This is a genomic window from Pararhodobacter sp. SW119 (assembly GCF_017811755.1).
Lineage (GTDB): Bacteria > Pseudomonadota > Alphaproteobacteria > Rhodobacterales > Rhodobacteraceae > Pararhodobacter.
In genome coordinates this window covers 45777-64795 of record NZ_JADDJF010000016.1, presented here as the reverse complement: position 1 = coordinate 64795, position 19019 = coordinate 45777, and the positions used below count along the sequence as shown (strand labels likewise).

The 19019-nt window shown below is 67.0% G+C and carries 15 protein-coding genes; 10 read left to right on the top strand and 5 right to left on the bottom strand.

Going from position 1 to position 19019, the window contains the following annotated elements:
* Nucleotides 1–37 precede the first annotated feature (37 nt).
* Together IM708_RS11320 and IM708_RS11315 are read right to left on the bottom strand one after the other, a co-directional pair.
* Nucleotides 38–511, bottom strand: coding sequence for a DNA polymerase III subunit chi (locus IM708_RS11320; protein ID WP_209426633.1), 474 nt, complete (start codon nucleotides 509–511; stop codon nucleotides 38–40).
* Nucleotides 512–518: 7 nt separating this feature from the next.
* Entirely contained in the window at nucleotides 519–1979 is a 1461-nt protein-coding gene (locus tag IM708_RS11315) for a leucyl aminopeptidase (protein WP_209426632.1), read from the bottom strand.
* Between the two features lie 170 nt (nucleotides 1980–2149).
* On the opposite strand from IM708_RS11315, the gene lptF reads away from it, so the two are divergent.
* The 6 genes from lptF to rsmA are packed head-to-tail and all read left to right on the top strand — an operon-like array spanning nucleotide 2150 to nucleotide 9762.
* Nucleotides 2150–3271, top strand: coding sequence for an LPS export ABC transporter permease LptF (gene lptF, locus IM708_RS11310; protein WP_209426631.1), 1122 nt, complete (start codon nucleotides 2150–2152; stop codon nucleotides 3269–3271).
* Entirely contained in the window at nucleotides 3268–4368 is a 1101-nt protein-coding gene (gene lptG, locus IM708_RS11305; RefSeq protein ID WP_209426630.1) for an LPS export ABC transporter permease LptG, read from the top strand. The genes lptF and lptG overlap by 4 nt, the downstream gene beginning before the upstream one ends.
* Nucleotides 4368–6545 carry an LPS assembly protein LptD gene (gene lptD / locus IM708_RS11300; RefSeq protein WP_209426629.1) on the top strand — a complete coding sequence of 726 codons (2178 nt, stop codon included), beginning with the start codon at nucleotides 4368–4370 and terminating at the stop codon, nucleotides 6543–6545. Before lptG ends, lptD begins: the two co-directional genes overlap by 1 nt.
* A gap of 59 nt (nucleotides 6546–6604) precedes the next feature.
* On the top strand, nucleotides 6605–7906 hold the full coding sequence (locus IM708_RS11295; RefSeq protein ID WP_209426628.1) for a peptidylprolyl isomerase: 1302 nt from the start codon (nucleotides 6605–6607) through the stop codon (nucleotides 7904–7906).
* A 57-nt stretch (nucleotides 7907–7963) separates the two neighbouring features.
* A complete protein-coding gene (pdxA, locus tag IM708_RS11290; protein ID WP_209426660.1) occupies nucleotides 7964–8935 on the top strand; it encodes a 4-hydroxythreonine-4-phosphate dehydrogenase PdxA in 972 nt (323 codons plus the stop codon).
* Nucleotides 8932–9762: a 16S rRNA (adenine(1518)-N(6)/adenine(1519)-N(6))-dimethyltransferase RsmA gene (gene rsmA / locus IM708_RS11285; RefSeq protein WP_209426627.1), complete on the top strand. Its 831-nt coding sequence runs from the start codon at nucleotides 8932–8934 to the stop codon at nucleotides 9760–9762. The genes pdxA and rsmA overlap by 4 nt, the downstream gene beginning before the upstream one ends.
* A 364-nt stretch (nucleotides 9763–10126) precedes the next feature.
* Here rsmA and gabT read toward each other — a convergent pair whose 3' ends face one another.
* A complete protein-coding gene (gene gabT / locus IM708_RS11280; protein ID WP_209426626.1) occupies nucleotides 10127–11428 on the bottom strand; it encodes a 4-aminobutyrate--2-oxoglutarate transaminase in 1302 nt (433 codons plus the stop codon).
* 82 nt (nucleotides 11429–11510) lie between these two features.
* On the opposite strand from gabT, the gene IM708_RS11275 reads away from it, so the two are divergent.
* The 4 genes from IM708_RS11275 (at nucleotide 11511) to IM708_RS11260 (ending at nucleotide 16954) form a co-directional block, all read left to right on the top strand.
* Nucleotides 11511–12104, top strand: a complete 594-nt coding sequence (locus IM708_RS11275; RefSeq protein WP_209426625.1) for a cupin domain-containing protein — start codon at nucleotides 11511–11513, stop codon at nucleotides 12102–12104.
* Between the two features lie 27 nt (nucleotides 12105–12131).
* Nucleotides 12132–13361, top strand: coding sequence for a hydantoinase/carbamoylase family amidase (locus IM708_RS11270; protein ID WP_245243130.1), 1230 nt, complete (start codon nucleotides 12132–12134; stop codon nucleotides 13359–13361).
* A 101-nt stretch (nucleotides 13362–13462) separates the two neighbouring features.
* Nucleotides 13463–14398, top strand: coding sequence for a glycosyltransferase (locus IM708_RS11265; protein WP_280860355.1), 936 nt, complete (start codon nucleotides 13463–13465; stop codon nucleotides 14396–14398).
* Between the two features lie 9 nt (nucleotides 14399–14407).
* Complete coding sequence (locus tag IM708_RS11260; RefSeq protein ID WP_209426623.1) at nucleotides 14408–16954, top strand: glycosyltransferase; 2547 nt, start codon at nucleotides 14408–14410, stop codon at nucleotides 16952–16954.
* Nucleotides 16955–17009: 55 nt separating this feature from the next.
* Here IM708_RS11260 and alr read toward each other — a convergent pair whose 3' ends face one another.
* Both alr and IM708_RS11250 read right to left on the bottom strand, forming a co-directional pair.
* Entirely contained in the window at nucleotides 17010–18053 is a 1044-nt protein-coding gene (alr, locus tag IM708_RS11255) for an alanine racemase (protein ID WP_209426622.1), read from the bottom strand.
* Between the two features lie 67 nt (nucleotides 18054–18120).
* Nucleotides 18121–19017: a cytochrome c gene (locus tag IM708_RS11250; RefSeq protein WP_209426621.1), complete on the bottom strand. Its 897-nt coding sequence runs from the start codon at nucleotides 19015–19017 to the stop codon at nucleotides 18121–18123.
* Nucleotides 19018–19019 lie beyond the last annotated feature (2 nt).

The following is a 19019-nucleotide window of genomic DNA, read 5'->3' as shown; positions in this document are numbered from 1 at the left end:
TGCGACAGACGGGAACGGGAGGGGCAGGTTTCGACCTTTACGCCGCCGGATGGCGCGACTGGCATGTCCAGCGGCCGGATTCCCTGTTCCAGTATTCGGCGGCGACCCCGGCGGCGGTCAGTTCGCGCCACTGCACCCGGGCTGCCGTGACCGCGGCCTCGTCGGTGCCATCGAACACGATGCAGAGCCGTTCCAGCGCCTCTGCCTCGTCCTTTCCCACGCTGGTCGCCTCGAGCGTGATCAGACAGCGGGGGCTGTTCGGAAGCTCGGGCGCGGGCGTCTCCTCGTGGCAAAGCAGCACCGGCTGATCGGCATCGTGCGGACCGCCGCAAAGACCATGCGGCAGAAAACCCTCGGCGCGCCAAAGCGCAAGATCCAGCGCCTCCAGCCGCGCGAGATCGCGCCCCCTGACAGCGACGCGCAGCCCCTGTTCCAGCGCCTTGCCGATCAGCGCCGGCAACAGCGCTTCGGGCGGGTCGCGGGTCAGATGGTAGAAGCGCGCGACCGCCATGCCCGCATCAGCCCTCGAACTTTGCGCGTACCAGCGCGTCGAGCGCGCGCACGCCCCAGCCGGTCGCGCCCTTCGGTGCAAAGGCGGTATCCTTGCTGTGAAAGGCAACCCCGGCAATGTCCAGGTGCACCCAAGGCGTGCCCTCCTTCACGAAGCGCTGCAGGAACTGCGCCGCGGTGACAGACCCGGCGGTGCGTCCGCCGACGTTCTTCATGTCGGCGACACGCGACTTGATGAGTTCGTCATAGGCCGGATCGAGCGGCATGCGCCAGGCGCCTTCCTCGGTATCGGCCGCGGCCTTGAGGAACCCGTCGCACAGCGCGTCGTCATTGGCGAAGACGCCGGCTTTTTCGTGCCCCAGCCCGACGATGATCGCGCCGGTCAGGGTTGCCAGATCGACCATGCCGACCGGCTCGAACCGATCCTGCGCGTACCACATGATATCGGCCAGCACCAAGCGCCCCTCGGCATCGGTATTAATCACCTCGATCGTGTCGCCCTTCATCGAGGTCACCACGTCGCCCGGCCGCTGCGCGCGACCGTCGGGCATGTTCTCGACCAGGCCGATCACGCCCACGACATTGGCCTTCGCCTTGCGCCCGGCCAGGGCGCGCATCGCGCCGGCAACGACGCCCGCGCCGCCCATGTCCATCACCATGTCTTCCATGCCGCTGGCGGACTTGATCGAGATCCCGCCCGTATCGAACACGACGCCCTTTCCGATCAGCGCGAAGGGCTTTTCCGATCCGCCCCCCTGCCAGCGCATCACCACGACCTTCGACGGGCTGTCCGAACCCTGCCCCACTGCCAGCAGCGCGCGCATGCCCAGCTTTTCCAGTTCCGGCTCTTCGAGAACCTCGACTTCCAGGCCGAGCTCGCGCATCGCGACGCAGCGCTCGGCGAATTCGGTGGTGGTGAGGATGTTCGCGGGTTCGTTGACCAGATCGCGGGTGAAATGCACGCCGTCCGCGGTCGCCAGCAGATCGGCCGAGGCGGCCTTGACCGCGTCCGGGTCGGCGCAGGCCACTGTCACCTCGCCCTGCGCCTTGGGGGCCTCGGCCTTGCGGGCGAACTGATAGGCGCGAAGCGCCACCCCCTCGGCCAGATACTCGGCCCCCTTGACCGCCGCCGCTGCGACCAGCGCGCCCTCTTCGCCCAGGGCCTTGCCGATTGTCGCGCCAGCCTTGCGCAAGGCATCCGGCTTGGCGCGCTTCGGAAGCCGGATCAACTGCACCGCGGACGCCGCCATCCCGGCCGGGAAAGCCAGCTCAAGCCCCTGCCCCGGCTTGATCTTCTTCCAGGCGGGGCTTTCGATCGCGCGCTTGATGGCGCCCTTGGTCAGCCGGTCTACCCGGCGCGCCACCGTGTCGGGCTCGGCATCGGCGAAAACGACGACGCGGCCGGCATGTGCGGCCAGCGCCTTTGTGTCGTTTTCGGCTTTGACAAATGTCATCGGAACGAGCGGCATGAAAGGTCTCTCCTTGTCGATGGGCGGCGCGCGGGCCGACCAGTCTCGCGTATTCGCGCGGACCCTACCCGGCACACCCCGCCTTGACCAGAGGGCGGCAGGGGGCGTTGTTCCCGCGCGCCGATCCGGTATATCGTGCCCGGCAATCGCCGAAGCAGAGGGACGACATCGTGGGGCGGCTAGATCGGTACATCCTGTCGCAGCTGCTGTGGGTCTTCGGCTTCTTTTCGCTGGTCCTGGTCTCGGTCTACTGGGTCAATCGTGCGGTGCGGTTGTTCGACCGGCTGATCAGCGACGGCCAGCCGATGATCGTGTTTCTCGAGTTCACGGCGCTCAGCCTGCCGATGCTGATCCGCACGGTCCTGCCCATCGCGGCCTTCGTCGCGGCGACCTACGTCACCGTTCAGCTGATCCGCGCGAGCGAGGTCACCGTGCTGCAAGCGGCGGGTGTCTCACCCTTTCGCCTGGCACGGCCGGTGCTGATCTTCGGGCTGATCGTCGCCGCGTTCCTGATGGTGCTGGCGCATTTCCTGGTGCCCGGCGCGCGCGCGCAACTTGCCCAGCGTCAGGCCGAGATCGCCGAGAACGTGACGGCGGGTCTTCTTCAGGATGGCGTCTTTCACCACCCGACCGAGGGCATCACCCTCTACGTCGCCGAGATCACGCCGGACGGTGTCATGCGCGGGGTCTATCTGTCCGACGCGCGAACCATGGCGCAACGGGTCGACTACACCGCGCGGACAGCGCTGATCGTGCCCGAACAGACGGGGCCGAAACTGGTGATGATCGACGGATACGCGCAGATGCTGGGCGCGCAGACCGGGCGTCTGGCGGTGACGACCTTCGCGGATTTCACCTATGACCTGAGCGGGCTGATCGGCCCTGCCGGGCGCCAGCGCCGGATCGAGGAGTTGTCGACAGCCGAACTGTTCGCCCCGACGCCCGACCTGCTGGACGAAACGCGCGCCACGCCGGCGCAGGTTCGCTTCGAGCTTGTGTCGCGCTTCGTCGAGCCCTTTACCGCGGTCGCCGCCGCGCTGATCGGCTTCGCCGCGCTGATCGCGGGCGGTTTCAACCGACTGGGGGCGTGGAAACCCATCGTGCTGGCGGTCGTCACGCTGGCGCTGATGCAACTTCTGATCAATGCCGCGGCGGGCCAGGCCATGCGCTCGGTGGCATTGTCCTGGTTGGGCGCGGTCCCGATCGGGCTGGGCATCCTTGCCGGCTTCGTCCTTCTGCTCCGCGCCTCGGGTCGGCAGGCGAAAGCTCGTGCCGTGGCAGGCCCGACATGACGCTCGGCCTTTACCTGACGCGTCGGCTGGCGGGCACCTTCGGCATCATCGCCTCGGTCTTCCTCGGCATCCTATTCCTCTTCGAACTGGTCGAGATGATGCGCCGCTTCGGTGGCGGCGAGACGGAGTTGCGGCATATCCTCTGGCTTGCGGCGCTGCGCGTGCCCACGACGTTCTACCAGGTGCTGCCGTTGCTGACGATCCTTTCGGCGATGGCCCTGTTCCTGGCCCTCGCGCGCTCGTCCGAACTGATCGTGATCCGCGCGGCGGGGCGTTCGGCCTTGCGAACGCTTCTTGAACCCGTCCTGGCGACCGTTCTTTTCGGCGCCCTGATCGTGGCCGCGCTCAACCCGGTCGTGGCGGCGGCTGCCCGGCTCTACCAGGCGCAGACCCAGGCGATGACCGCACCCGACCTGACGCTGCAGTTCGCCGTGGGCAGCAGCGGGATCTGGCTGCGCCAGGGCGACAGCCTGGGACAGACGGTCATCCGTGCCGAATCGGTCGGACCCGACGGGCTCACCTTCCGAAATACGGGCTTCATCGCCTTCGACCGGGACACCGGCGCCCCCGTGGTCCGGATCGAGGCGGCGCACGCACGACTCGGCTCGGGAAGCTGGTTTTTGCAGGACGCCAAGCGCTGGGATCTGACCGCCCCCAATCCCGAGCGCGAGGCACAGTCCCAGCCGCGCCTCGACCTGCCGACCGACCTCACGCCCGAGAGGATCCGCGACAGTTTCGCCCGCGAAGGCACGATCTCGGTCTGGGCCCTGCCCGAGTTCATCTCGGCGCTCGAGCGCGCCGGTCTGGCCACGCGGTCCCTGCGCGTGCAACTGCAGAGTGAACTCGCGCTGCCAATCATGATGGCGGGGATGATGCTGGTCGGCACCGTGCTTTGCCTGCGCCACAGCCGCGCGGGCGGCGCGGGCGGGCGCATCCTGCTGACCGTGATCGCCGGATTTGCCCTGTTCTTTCTGCGCAACTTCGCGCAGGTTCTGGGAGAGAACGGGCAGATTCCCCTCCTGCTTGCGGTCTGGACGCCACCTTTCGCGACGATCCTGCTGGCGCTGGGGATTCTGCTGCACCTGGAGGACGGCTAGTGCAGCGCGCATGGTGGCAGATCGCGGGGCTCGGGACGCATCTTGCCGCGGCCGTTCTGTCGCTTGTTCTGCTGCTTCCGGCGGTGCCTGCCTATGCCCAGTCACCGGCGACGCTGACCGCTGACCGGGTCGAGGTCGATCCCGCCGGGCGACTGATCGCCGAGGGCTCGGTCGAGGTCTGGCATGGCTCGATCCGTCTGACCGCAAGCCGTATCGGGTACGATCCGCGCACCCGACAGCTGCAGATTTCCGGGCCGATCGTGATGCAGGACGGGCCGGACCGCATCTTTCTGGCCGACGAAGCCGAACTCTCGGCCAACCTGCGTGACGGGATCGTCCGATCCGCGCGGCTCGTGCTTGACCGGCAGATGCAGATCGCCGCCGCCGAATTGCGCCGGCGCGACGCCAACCTGACGCAGATGGACGCGGTCATCGCCTCCTCCTGTTCGGTCTGCGCCGAGAATCCGACACCGCTGTGGGAAATCCGCGCAGCCCGTGTCACCCACGATCAGGCGCAGCGCGAATTGCGCTTCGAAGGCGCGCAGTTTCGCTTTGCCGGCGTTCCGCTGGTCTATCTGCCATCGCTTCGCCTGCCCGATCCGACCCAGACCCGTGCGCGGGGCTTTCTCGTTCCGCGATTTCGCGCCTCCAGCCGGCTCGGTTACGGCGCGACCCTGCCCTATTTCATCCCGCTCGACGCGCAGCGGGACATCACGCTTGCCCCGACGCTGACGACCGACCGGCTGGTTGCCCTGTCGTTCCGCTACCGGCAGGCCTTCGCCCGCGGAGGACTGGAAATCGGCGGGCAGGTTGCCCGCGACCGGCTACGCCCCGGGCGGACCCGCGGCCATCTGTTCACCCGCGGCCAGTTCCAGCTTCCGCAGGACTTCACGCTCCGTTTCGACATTCTGGCCGGCAGCGACCGCGACTATCTGGAGGATTACGACGTGGTCCCCGGCGCCCGGCTGACCTCCGATGTCACGCTCGAACGGATCCGACGCGATCAGGCGATCCGCGCGCGCGCGCTCGGCTTCTATTCGCTGCGCCAGATCGACCGGAACCGGCGGTTGCCGCGCGCCGCTCTGCAGATGCGCTGGCAGGAACGGATCGGGCTGGCGCATCTGCCCATCGGCGGCGCGCTGAACCTGGATTTCGGCGCGCAGGCCCACGGCCGTGCCGCCGCCGATGCCTCGGTTCCCAGCGAATATCCCGCCCGCGCGCTCCTCCGACTCCATGCGCAGGCCGAATGGCGGCGGCAATGGTTTCTTGCCGGCGGCGTGCTGATGACCGGCGCCGCGCAAGGGCGGCTGGATCACGTCAGGGTCGACGGCGATCCGCGCTTTCCCGATCCGCTCACCCGCCATGCGGCGCAGGCGATGATCGAACTGCGCTGGCCTTGGTCGGCCGTCGATGCGCGGGGGGGCCGGCATGTGATTCAGCCCATCGCACAGGTCGTGGCCAGCCATCAGCGAGACGTCGCGCTGCCCAACGACGACAACCGCATGCCCGAATTCGACGCGGGCAACCTCTTCGCGCTGGACCGGTACTGGGGCCATGATGCGCGCGACGACGGCACGCGCGTCAATCTGGGCCTGCAATGGTCGCGCTTCGACCCGGACGGATGGTCGCTGGACACCCTCGTCGGACGCATCTGGCGGCGCGACTCCTACGCGGGCTTTCCGCCCGGCACGCGCCAGGCCCTCGGTGACCGTCAGTCGAACTGGCTGGTCGCGGCGCGACTCTCCCTGCCCGAGGGGTTGTCCTTCGGCGTCCGCGCGCTTGTCGACCCCGACGGCGGCCTCGACCGGGGCGAGGCGCGCCTGTCCTGGTCCAACCGGCGGACCGAGATCAGCACCGCCTTGCTGCGTCTTCCGGCCAGCGACTTCGAGGACCGCCCCGACGATCTGCGCGACTGGACCGTTGATGTCGGTCATCGCTTCACTTCGGGCTGGGCCGGTCGGGTCGGCGGAAGCTACGACTTCCAGCAATCGCGCTTCGGTGTCGCCCGCGCGGGGTTGGAATTCCGCAACGAATGCCTGCTTGTCGATCTTTCCCTCTCGCGTCGCTTCGCAACCTCCACTAATGTGACGCCGTCGACGCGCTTCGATCTTCGGATCGAGCTGCTGGGCATCGGTGGACGAAGCGCGGCAGGTTCCGGCCGGAGCTGCGCGACATGAATTCAGTTGCCGGGGCCACGCGCCCCGGTCAGGACGAGGAAGCAGACGGACCGTTGCGAATGCCCCTGACGACCCCCCGCCCCGCCCCGACCCGCCCGATGCCGGCCGCCCAGGGCCGCCCCTGGATCACCGGTCTCAGGCGCCTGTTCAGACGCGCCCTGCCGCTGGCGCTGTGCGCCGCGCTCACCGCGCCCGCCACCGCGCAGTCGCCCTTCTCGGCGGCGGTCTGGGTCAACGACGACGCCATCACCTTCCACGAGATCGACCAGCGCAGCCGATTTCTGGAGTTCATCGGCGGCGGCGGTCCGGACGTGCGCACCATCGCGCGCGAGCGTCTGATCGAGGATCGGCTGCAACTGCAGGTCGGGCGCCGTTTCGGACTGCGCGCGACCCCCGAGCAGATCACCGAAGGGATGGCGGAATTCGCCAGCCGCGTCGAGCTTTCCACGCCGGAATTCCTGTCCCGGTTGCAGCAGGCCGGGGTGTCGCAGGAAACCTTCCGCGAATTCGTCCACGCCGGCATCGTGTGGCGCGAGTTGGTGCAGGGCCGCTTCGGCCCCGAAATCGTGGTGACCGAGCCGCAGATCGACCGCGCCCTGTCGGTCGAGAATGTGCGCCCGGTGCCAGAGATCCTGATCTCCGAGATCTTCCTGCCCGCCGACCCGCAGTTCGCGGAGATCGTCCAGCAACTGATCCCCCAGATCCTTGAAATCGACACTTTGGAAGAATTCGCGCTCGCCGCGCGCGAGGTTTCGGCGGCCCCGTCCGGACAGGCGGGCGGCCGGGTCGACAACTGGCTGCCCCTGCGCAGCCTGCCCGAACCGATCGCAGCGCAGTTCGAAACCGCCGTGCCCGGCCAGATCATCGGACCGGTCGACGTGCCCGGCGCGTTTGCCATCTTCCAGCTTCGCGCCAAGCGCGAAACCCGCAACGTGCCGCCCGGCCAGATCGAGTTGGAGTTCCGCCGCGCCACCCTCCCCGGCGGGCGGACCGAGGCGAACCTGACCCGCGTCGCCGAGTTGCGTATCCGCGCCGAACGCTGCGCGGATTTCGGCCCGGTGATCGGCGACCTGGCCCCGACCCTGCCGATGGAGGCCGTCGAGACCGTGACGCTGCGCCAACCGCAGCTGTCGACCGGCCTGGCGACGGAACTCGCGCGCCTTGATCCGGGAGAGATTTCCGCCAATCTGGTCGACAACGGCCAACTGATCGTCCTGCAGCTTTGCGCCCGCCGCTTCGTCGCCGATCCGCAACCGACGCGCGAACAGGCGCGTTTCGCGGTCTTCGGCCAGCAGATCGAACGCCGGGCCGAGGTCTGGCTGCAAACCCTGCGCGCAGAGGCCGAAATCCGCACGCCCTGATCCCGCGAGGCGCCCCCGCCGATGTCGCCCGCCCCGATCCCGCCCGATCCGCCGGCTATGGCGCCTCCCGTTCTGGTGATGACCTGCGGCGACCCCGCAGGGATCGGGCCTGAAATCGCGGCCAAGCTGGCGCGTCTGGACGAAGCGCCCTTCGCCTGGATCGGTGATCCGACGCATTTGCCGGCCGGTACCCCCTGGCACGAAATCAGCGCGCCCGCCGAGGCGACGGCGCTTCCCGCAGGCACCCTGCCCGTCCTGCGCCACGACTTTCCCGCGCCGGTACGCGCGGGCCGCCCCGATCCTGCCAATGCGGCCGCCGTCATCGCGGTGATCGAACGCGCCGTCGGACTGGTTGTCGGCGGCGCGGCGGCCGGCCTTGTCACCTGCCCGATCAACAAGCGCGCGCTGGTCGAAGGGGCGCGCTTCGCCTTTCCCGGCCATACCGAGTTTCTGGCCCATCTCGCCGGCGGCTGCGACGTCGTGATGATGCTCGCCTGCCCCGAATTGCGCGTCGTGCCCGCGACGATCCACATTCCGCTGGCCGCCGTCCCGCAGGCGCTGACCCGCGAGGGCCTTGCGCGCACGATCCGCCTGACCCATGCCGGGCTGGTCCGCGACTTCGGGGTGCGGGCGCCGCGCATCGCCGTTGCAGGTCTGAACCCGCATGCCGGCGAAGGCGGCGTGATGGGCGCCGAGGAGGGCGCGCTGATCATCCCGCTGCTCGAGGAACTGCGCGCCGAGGGGTTCGATCTGGCCGGCCCCCTGCCCGCCGACACGATGTTCCACCCGGAGGCCCGGAGTCGCTACGACGCGGCGATATGCATGTATCACGATCAGGCGCTCATCCCGATCAAGACCATCGATTTTGCCGGCGGGGTCAACGTCACGCTGGGACTGCCCTTCGTGCGCACCTCGCCCGATCACGGCACCGCCTTCGACATTGCCGGCACCGGTGTCGCCGACCCGTCAAGCCTGCGCGCCGCCGTTGGCATGGCCGCCAGCATGGCCGCGCGCCGGGCGACGCGGTGATCGACAGCCTTCCGCCCCTGCGCGACGTCATCGCGCGGCACGATCTGCGTGCGCGCAAGGCGCTGGGGCAGAACTTCCTTCTGGATCTGAACCTGACGGCCCGCATCGCCCGCGCCGCGGGTGATTTGACGCAATCAGACGTGCTGGAGGTCGGCCCCGGCCCCGGCGGGTTGACGCGCGGCCTTCTGGCCGAGGGCGCGCGCCACGTCCTGGCGATCGAGAAGGATCCCCGCTGCCTGCCGGCGCTGGCCGAGATTGCCGCGGCTCACCCCGGCCGGCTGACCGTCCTGCAGGGCGACGCGCTGAAGATCGACCCGCTCGCGCACCTCAACCCGCCGATCAAGGTGGTGGCGAATCTGCCCTACAACGTCGGCACCGAGCTTCTGGTGCGCTGGCTCACCCCGCGCGACTGGCCGCCGTTCTGGGAAAGCCTCACACTGATGTTCCAGCGCGAAGTCGCCGAGCGGATCGTGGCAAAACCGGGCGGCAAGGCCTACGGTCGGCTCGCCCTGCTGGCGCAGTGGCGGTGCGAGGCGCGGATCGTGCTTACCCTTCCCCCGTCCGCCTTCACGCCCCCGCCCAAGGTGGCCTCGGCCGTGGTCCACCTGACCGCGCTGCCGGCGCCGCGGTTTCCCGCTGACGCGAAGGTGCTGGAACGCGTCGTCGCCGCCGCCTTCAACCAGCGCCGTAAGATGCTGCGCGCCAGCCTGCGCGGCCTCGATCCGCAGATCGAGGCGCGGCTGGAACGGCTGGGCATCCCGCCCACCGCGCGGGCCGAGGAAATCGGTCTCGAAGCCTTCTGCGCGCTCGCCCGCGACCTCACCTGACGATCGGCAGAACCGTTGGCGGAACGAAACCTGGCTCTCCCCCCGCGCCTTGGCTTGCCGGTGCGGACCGACGGTTTGTGTCGCTTGAAACCCGTGCCGACGACCCTTTTTGAGAAAGTTTCAATGAGGTTAACATCACAACTTTTTCCGAATTATATGAGTGGGTTGTCAAATTGTCCAAATTTGGACACTGCCCACCGAAGCCATCCCATCACCCCACCGGGCAGGATCAGCGAGTCCTGAAAAACACCCGTCGCTCGCCGCTCGGTCCGGCGAGCTCGCGGAAAACCGTCGGCACTCTCACCCCGCAAACGAACGCGGCGGGGGACATGCCCCCGCCGCAATCTTCCTGCATTCGTCCGGCTCAGGCCGCGGCGGCAGTCTTCTGCACGGCCGCCTCGACCGAGGCCTCGATCATGTCCAGCGCCTCGTCCAACTGGTCCCACGGGATGGTCAGCGGCGGCAGCAGGCGGATCACGTTGTAGCGGGTCCCGCAGGACAGCAGGATCAACCCGCGCGCCTCGGCCTCGGCCACGATCGCGGCGGTCAGTTCCGCATCCGGCGCGCGGCTCGAACGGTCCTTGACCAATTCGAACGCGTTCATAGCACCCAAGCCACGAACATCGCCGATGCACTCCATCCCCTGCCGCTCGGCAATCGCCGAAAGCCGCGCCCGGATCTTCTCACCGATCTCGGCCGCGCGCTGGCACAGATCCTCTTCCTTGATCACGTCGAGCACCGCATGACTCGCCGCCACCGCGATCGGGTTGCCGCCATAGGTGCCGCCGACCCCGCCCGGATGCGGCGCGTCGACGATCTCGGCCCGACCCGTGACCGCCGACAGCGGGAACCCGCCCGCCAGCCCCTTGGCCATGGTGACCACGTCCGGCACGACGCCGGAGTGATCGAAACCGAACATCGTGCCGGTCCGCGCCATGCCCGCCTGCACCTCGTCCGCGATCAGCACGATCCCGTATTTGTCGCAGATCTCGCGCAGCGCGCGCAGGAAGCCCGCGGGGGCGATGTTGAACCCGCCCTCGCCCTGCACCGGCTCGACGATCATCGCCGCGATCCGCTCGGGATCGACGGTCGAGGCGAACATACCCTCCAGCGTGCGCAGCGCCTCGGCCTCGCTGATGCCGTGGAACTCGTTGGGGAACGGGGCATGCACGACCTCGGCCGGCATGGCGCCAAAGCTCTTCTTGTAGGGCATGACCTTGCCGGTCAGCGCCATCCCCAGAAGCGTGCGGCCATGGAACGCCCCGGTAAAGGCGATCACGCCCGACCGCCCGGTATGCGCGCGCGCCATCTTGATCGCGTTCTCCACCGCCTCGGCGCCCGAAGACACCAGCATCGTCTTCTTCGGAAAGTCGCCCGGCGTGATTTCGTTCAAACGCTCCGCCAGACGGATGTAGCTTTCGTAGGGCGCGACGTGGAAACAGGTATGCGTGAAGGCCTGCGCCTGCTCCGCAACGGCCGCCATTACCTTTGGGTGGCGATGCCCAGTGTTGTTCACCGCGATCCCAACCGCGAAATCGAGATAGCGGCGGCCCTCGGCGTCCCAAAGCTCGGCGTTCTCGGCACGGACGGCATAGATGTTGCGGGTCGCAACGCCGCGCGATACGGCGGCGGTCTTGCGGGCCTGAAGTTCGGACGTAGCAGTCATGGTCGTCTCCTGGACTTTTCCGCTTTCCTTCCTAGTCCCGCTCAATATCATGAGCAAGCGATTCCTTACCATGGACGAACGGATGAGCGGTTTCCAGAATGGCGACTTCGATGTCGGGGCCCGTCTGCGGTCGATGCGGCAGGCCGCGGCCCTGTCGCAGCGCCGCCTGGCCGAGCTTTCCGGCGTGCCGCATGGCCAGGTCGCGATGATCGAAACCAACCGTTCCAGCCCCTCGGTCGCGAGCCTGCGCAGGATTCTAGGCGGATTGGGCGTAACACTGGCGGAGTTTTTCGAGCCCGACCGCCCGGTGACCGAGGCCATCGTGTTCCGTCCGGAAGAGTTGCGCGACCTATCCTCGCTTCTGCCAGGTGCGGCGCCGGGGCGCACGGGGCGAATTCATCTGGCGCAGGTTGGCGACGCCCGGGCGCACAATCTGCAGATCCTCTATGAGCGTTATGAGCCCGGCGCCGATACCGGGCGTGCGCGGCTGGACCATCCGGGATCCGAAGGCGGCGTCGTGATCTCGGGCGCGATCGAACTGACGGTCGGTGAGCGGACCGAGATTCTGCGCGCCGGTGACAGCTATCTGTTCAACTCGACCTTGCCGCATCGCTTTCGAAACCCGCACGAGGAAGAGGCCGTCGTGGTCTCGGCCTGCACTCCGCCGTATCTGTGACGGCTTCGCTGACGACCTGGAGGTTTCATGACCCGTATTCACGTCGATCCCGCCCGCATGCTTTCGGATCTGGATCACCTGCGCACCATCGGGGGTCAGGGAACGGGCGTCGCGCGACGGGCCTTTTCCGATCCCGACATCGCCGCGCGCAAGTGGCTGGCCGATCAGATGCAGGCGGCCGGTCTGGAGGTCATCGTCGATCCTTGCGGCAATCTTTTCGGCCTGCCGCCAGGTGACGGCCCGTGCCTGCTGGTCGGCTCGCACAGCGACACGCAGCCGCTGGGTGGGTGGCTCGACGGGATCTGGGGGGTCGCGTGTGGGCTGGAACTGGCGCGTGCAGCGCAAGCAAATGGTGGCCCGCCATTCGCCGTCGTCTCTTTCCAGGACGAGGAGGGACGCTTCGGCAGACTCACAGGCAGTTCGGTCTGGACCGGACAGTTGAGCTTGGCGGAAGCCGATGCCTGCCTTGACGAGGACGCACTGGACGATCCCATAACCTTCGCGACGGCGCGAGAGCGCGCGAAGGATATCGGTCCACTTGGCAGCGTATCGCCTGATCGATTCACGGCGTATATCGAACCGCATATCGAGCAGGGACCCGTGCTGGACAGCGCCGGCGAAGCCTTGGGTGTGGTCGGAGCCATCGTCGGTGTGCGGCAATGGAGTTTCCGCTTCGAGGGCGAAGCCAATCACGCCGGGACCACGCCGATGCAGCTTCGCCGCGATGCGTTGCAGGGGTTTGCGTCCTATTCCGTCGCCCTGAACGAGGTCTTTGCGCCGATGGTCAGTGAACGCACCGTCTGGACCCTGGGCCGGATCGTCGTTGAACCGAATGCCAATTCGATCGTACCCGGCGCGGCCAGCTTTACGGTGCAGATACGCGATGCAGAGGTATCTCGGCTGGACGCGATGGCAGCTGCGGCTCACACGCTCGCCCGGCAGGTGGCAAGCGAGCGCGGGCTGATCCTGCAGGCGACGCGGGGATCGCCGGTGGAACCCGTGCCGATGGACCCGCGCCTGCAGCACGCGCTTGAAGTCGCGGCCGAGACCGTCGCGCCGGGTCGCTGGCGGTCAATGCCTTCGGGCGCGCTGCACGATGCGTCGAACGTGGCGCGGGTCTTGCCGACAGCGATGCTGTTCGCGCCGTCGATCGGTGGCATCAGCCATAATCCGAATGAAGATACCCGGCGCGAAGATCTTTGTGTTGCACTCGAGGCACTCGCTGACGCGGCAGGACGCCTCGCAAACACCCGGTGAGACAGCAACTCAAGGCTTCGGTTCATGCCGACCGCGTGCGTGATCGCGACCCGATTTCGTCGCGTTGCCGTGTCGCTTGGGGGCTGCCATAACCTTCGATCATGGTGACCGTGCATTCGTCTTGCCCCCCGCGCGAGCATGTCAGCATCCTCATGTGCACCTTGAACGGCGCGCGCTGGCTGCCGGCACAACTCGACTCGCTGTTGGGTCAGAGCCACCAGGACTGGTCCCTGTGGGTCAGTGATGACGGATCGATCGATGGTACACACGCCGTGCTCGCGGAATTTGCCAACCGCCATCCCGGGCGCGTCGCGCGCATCCTGAAAGGTCCGCAGAAAGGAAGCGCAGCAAATTTCCTTCAGCTTCTGTGCCATCCAGAGCTGCCCGCGGGCATCGTGGCCTTGGCCGATCAGGACGACGTCTGGTTCCCGCACAAGCTTTCGAGCGCGCTGCAGGTTCTGCGCCAATCGGCCGACAGCCCCTGCGCCTGGGCCGCACGATACCGGGTCGTCGACATCGAAACGCGCGGAGAAATCCTGTCAGCGCGATGGGCACGCGGGCCGTCTTTTGCGAATGCCGTGGTGCAGAACATCCTGTCAGGTCACACCCTGACGATGAATCGAGCCGCCGTGCAGATCGTGCGTCGCGCCGGTGTTCAGGCCGTGCCGCATCATGACTGGTGGCTCTACCTGCTATTCGCCGCGTGCGACGCCCGGATCGTGGCCGATGGAAACGTCGTGCTAGACTATCGTCAGCACGACACGAACGCGATGGGCATTCGGTCTACCCATCAGGCGCGCAGCGCGCGCCTTGCGTCCCTGCTGGATGGCAGGTTGCGTGACTGGATCGCTGCGAACATGGCCGCGCTGAATGCAGCGAATGTGCCGCTGACACCCGTGGCCGAGGAATTCGCGCGCCGTTGGCCCAGCGCCACACCCCTGACCAGGTTGCAGCTGATGCGCGAATTCGGTGTCCACCGACAGTCTTCCGCCGAGACAGCCCTGATCCATCTGGCCGCTGCGATCGGCAAGCTGTAAGGGCGCGCTATGAGTTTCTTCACCGATCCGCCCGCGAACCGATTGCATGTCTGGCGCGACAAGGCGCGATATCAGCTGTCCCGGTATCGGTGGTTGCGCGCCTACTACAAGGACCATCACCTGGACCTGACCCTGCCGGGATGCCGACTTGCGGACGGCAACAACGCTACGCTGGGTTATCTGGAAGCGGTCCGCTTGCACCAAGGCCGACTTCATCTGCGCGGTTGGACGCTCGCGTCGGGGATTGGAATTCGCCTGGGCAGAACGCAGATCTGGCGCCAACCACGAGAAGAACGCGACGATGTGGCCGCCGCTCTCGGGTGCGACAAGCATGTCGGCTTCCGCGCCAGTCTACCGTTCGAGGAAGGTCCGCTGCTGCTGGAGCTTGAGGGCGTCGAGGAAAAGACTGAATCGATACGCGTCGAGCTGCATGTCACGCGAGCAAGGTATCTGGCCGAGCGCCGGCTGAAGCTGCGCTTCTGGCGCGACGCAGTCCCGCTGCTTCCGATTATCGCGAAGGGTTTGTTGCGCAATGATCCCGACCTGCCCCGGCGTATAAAGACGGCCCTTCGCTTGGGACAGACCGAGTCCGAAGCGATGCTGGACCCTCGATTCCTTGAGCCCGCCGATCGAACCGCGTCGCCTTCTCCTCCGCCCGAGATGATCACCGTCATCATTCCAGTCTTCAACGCGTTCGAATTGCTGGCAGAAATGCTTGATCGTGTCATGGCCCATACGGACCTTCCGTTTCGGCTGATCTTGATCGAGGACCAGTCCACCGACCCTCGCGTACGGCCATGGCTGCGCGATTGGGTTGCCAGACACCCGGACGCAGACAAGATTGAACTGCGTGAGAACGAGACCAACCTGGGATTTATCGGTTCGGTCAATCGCGGCTTCGCGGCGGCTCAGCACGACAGCGGCCCCGTCATTCTGCTCAACAGCGATGCGATGGTACCGCCGAGATGGGCGAGCAGGCTTGTCGCGCCGCTCGGCGATCCCTCGATCGCCACGACGACGCCGCTATCCAACGACGCGGAAATCTACACTGCCCCGGTGATCTGCGCGCGCGCCGCTCTGGAGCCAGGACAACTGGACGCAATCGATGTCACCCTGCGCGAACGGATCGCCAAAACATCGCCGCAAGTCGTCACACCCACGGGTGTCGGGTTCTGCATCGCCGTGCAGCGCGAATGGTTGCAGCGCCTCGGCGGCTTCGACCCGGTTTTCGGTCGCGGCTATGGAGAAGAGGTCGATTGGTGCCGGCGCGCAGTGGCGAAGGGCGGGCGACATGTGGCTGTGCCGAACCTTTTCGTCGAACACCGTGGCGGCGCCAGCTTCGGCCCCAGCAAACTGGCGCTTGTCCAGAAAAACAACGCCATCATTTCAGAGCGCTATCCTGGCTACGATCGCATCGTGCAGGACTTCATCCGCGACGACCCGCTCATTACCCCACGCTTGGTCACTGCCTTAGCCTGGGCGGACAGCCTGAGAACGATCGACAGGATCCCGATCCATATCGCGCACTCGTTGGGCGGCGGCGCCGAGAACTACCTGCAGGATCGCGTGCGCTCCGAAACCGTCTCCCTCGTCCTGCGACTCGGCGGGGCCTGGCGGTATCGGCTGGAGCTGGATACGCCGCTGGGCAGGGTGATCGGCAACAGCGACGATATCGATCTCGCCGTGCGTTTGCTGACGCCCCTGCGCAAGCGACGGATCGTCTATTCCTGCGCTGTCGGCGACCCGGACCTTGGTGACATACCGGACCTTCTGTTGCGATTGTCCGACGGCGCCGCACTCGACATCCTTTTCCATGACTTCCTCCCCCTCAGCCCCTCCTACACGCTTCTGGATCATGACGGGATCTATCGCGGGATTCCGCCGATCGATTCCGACGACCCGGCTCATCAGTATCGGCGCGCGGATGGAAGCACGATGTCACTGGCCGACTGGCGCGCTGCATGGGGTCGCGTGATCGACGCCTCCGATCGCCTGATAGTCTTTTCTCGGGAGAGCGCGCGGATCGTTGAAAGCGTCTATCCCAAGGCGAAGGATCGCCTCCACTTCAACCCCCATGCGCTTCCGCACGCGATACCCCGGCTTACAGCGCCGAAGGACGGGCGTATCGTCCTCGGGGTGCTGGGGGCGATCGGTCCGCAGAAAGGCGCCGCCGTCCTTTCCGCGCTTTCAAGGAAGATGCACGCCGAACAGGATGCCAGCCTTGCGCTGATCGGACGCATCGCGCCGGGGTATCCGCTCGCCGACGATGTGCCGGTGCACGGCATCTACGCGATCGAGGATATCCCCCACCTGGCCGCGCGCTACGGGGTAACCCATTGGCTGATCCCTTCAATCTGGCCCGAGACATTTTCCTACACGGTGCATGAATGCCTTGCCACCGGCCTGCCCACGCTCGCGTTCGACCTCGGCGCGCAGGGAGAGGCCGTGCGCAACGCCGCAAACGGCATCCCGGTGCCCTTCGAGAAGGACGAGCGCACCCCGGAGTGCCTTGCAGAACGCGTGGCCAAAGTCCTCCGCGCGACGCGCGCAAGGTAACCGAGATTGCTCCGTCTGCCCGCGACGTCCGCAGCCCCGATGAAAAGGAAAAATATCAGGGACGCTGACCGAGGTATCGTCGGCGATAACGCGCACCAAGCGCGGACAGGATCTCGTAACCGATGGTCCCGGCGGCATCCGCCAGATCGTCGATGCCCTGATGCGCGCCGAGCAGCTCCATCGAGTCCGGAATATCCGCTAGATGGGTCACATCGACCGTCACCAGATCCATCGAAACGCGCCCTACGAGGGGGCAAGGAACGCTGCCTGCCCAAAGCGTTGCGCGATTTGAGAGATATCGCAGAATGCCGTCGGCATAGCCCGCCCCAAGCGTCGCCACGCGTGTAGGCGCGGACGCAGTCCAGGTGCAGCCATACCCCACGGGTTCTCCGGCGGCCAGATCGCGCACCTGGATCACCGGCAAATCAAGGGTCACGACCGGATAAGCCTCGCTAAAGGGCGCGCCACCGTAGACGCCGATCCCCGGGCGGGTGAGGTCGAAGTGATAGTCCGGTCCAAGCAGGATGCCGCCGGTCGCCGACAACGAGCGCGGGACGTCGCAACCCTCGGTCATTTGCGTGAAACTGCGAAGCTGCGCCGCATTCATCGGGTGATCGGGTTCATCGGAACAGGCGAGATGCGAGAGGAGCAGGCGCGGTTGCGCCCGCAGCGCCAGATCGCGCACCGCCGCCCATTCCGCCGGCTCCATCCCTAGCCGGTTCATCCCTGAATCGAGCTGGATACCGAAAGGAAGACCCGGCAACGCCTCCAGATGCCGGGCGAGTTGTTCGGCGGAGTTCACGAGAGGGATCAGGCCAAGGTTACGTATGGTCTGAGCATCACCTTCCATGTGTCCGGAATAAATGAATATTTCTGCGCTGGCCCCGACAGCCTGCCGGATCGCTGCGCCCTCTTCCGCCAGGGCAACGAAGAACTGGCGGGCGCCGGATCGGGCGAGGCGGCGCGCGACGGGCGCGGCACCCAACCCATAGGCGTCCGCCTTGATCGTCACGCCGGCAGCGCCGGCGGAGCGTTCGGCCAGACGCTCCCAGTTGGCGGCGATGGAGTCGAGATCGATTGTCAGACGCGCGGCACCCATGACGCCTTTGGCCATTGCGCGATGGGCAAGTCAAGTCGCCTTCGCCGCTCTGTTCGGTCCGGGGCGATCACTCCACCAGTGCGCGCAGATAGGCGGCGATTGCGGCGCGATCTTCAGCGGGAAGCTGGGCCATGTGCTGCACGACATCGGCCATCGATCCCCCAACCACGTCGAAATCGGGGGTGAACCCGCTGAACAGGTAGGCCTCGATATCCTCGGCTGACCAGCTCGGATCCGGGATGCGCGGGATGCGCCCGTCGCCGGACGGGTTTGGCGCCCCCGCCATCCAGCGCCCGACGTCGAGCCCACCCGCCAGGTTCCGCGGCGTATGGCATTCGGCGCAGTGGCCCAGGGCTTCAACCAGGTACCGGCCGCGCATGACCGGGGCCGCACCATCCCCGGGGAAAACGAAATCCTCGTTCATGTTCAGGAACTTCCATATCCCCAAGCCACTTCGGATAGTGAATGGAAAGGGCAGCTCATGCGCCGCGGAGGGCGTTTCGACCGCCGGCAGCGTCTGCCAGAACGCCCAGAGGTCGGCGACATCCTCGGGTCGGGCGCGCAGGTAGCTGGTATAGGGAAAGGCGGGATAGTAGTGCGCGCCCTCCGGTGACACGCCGCGCAGCATGGCGCGGGCGAAATCATGCAGGCTCCAGTCGCCGATCCCGTTGACCGGGTCGGGCGAGACATTGGGGGCGACGAAGGTGCCGAAGGGGCTTTCGAGGCGGCGGCCGCCGGAAAGGACGAGGCGTGCCTCGGGCGGGGCCCCGGAGTCGAGGTCGGGGGGGGCGTGGCAGCCGGCGCAGCCGGTGGCCCAGAAGATCCGTTCACCGTGCGCGGGATCGGGCCTGTGGGCATCAAGGGCGGCGCGGGTCGCGTCGGGCAGGTCGGAGGGGCGGGCAAGCCACCAGAGGAGCGCACCGAGACTTGCGGCGATGAGGACGAGCCAGCCTATACGTCGCATGC